Annotated in this window: 1 protein-coding gene; it reads right to left on the reverse strand. The window is 67.9% G+C overall.

What is annotated here, in order from left to right; translation table 11 throughout:
* Positions 1–573, reverse strand: a 573-nt coding sequence (locus L810_RS43655; RefSeq protein ID WP_042978536.1) for an SIS domain-containing protein, incomplete at both ends; no start/stop codon positions are given.

Genomic DNA, 573 nt, shown 5'->3' on the forward strand with positions numbered 1-573 from the left:
CGAGCTGCGTCGTGAACGCCTTCGTCGACGCAACACCGATCTCGGTGCCCGCGTGCGTCAGGAACTGCATCTCGGTGAGGCGCACCATCGCGCTCGTCGCGACGTTGCACACGGCGAGCGTGTGCGTGTGGCCGAGCGACTGCGCGTGCTTGAGCGCCGCGAGCGTGTCGGCCGTCTCGCCCGACTGCGAGATCACGAGCACGAGCTGGCGCGGGTTCGGCACCGATTCGCGGTAGCGGTATTCGCTCGCGATCTCGACCTGGGTCGGGATCTTCGCGATCGATTCGAGCCAGTACTTGGCGGTGAGGCCCGAGTAGTAGCTCGTGCCGCATGCGAGGATCAGCAGGCTGTCGATCTCCGCGAACGCGGCGGGCGCGGCGTCGCCGAACAGCGTCGCGTCGAAGGCTTCGGTTTGCGGCACGGTGTCGCTGATCGCGCGCGGCTGCTCGAAGATTTCCTTCTGCATGAAGTGGCGATACGGGCCCAGCTCGACCGCGCCGCCGTATGCGCTGACCACGCGGATCTCGCGCTGCGCGAGCGCGCCGTCCCGGTCGACGATCTTCACGCCGTCGA

This window comes from Burkholderia sp. AU4i (assembly GCF_000466765.1).
GTDB classification, from domain to species: Bacteria; Pseudomonadota; Gammaproteobacteria; order Burkholderiales; family Burkholderiaceae; genus Burkholderia; species Burkholderia cepacia.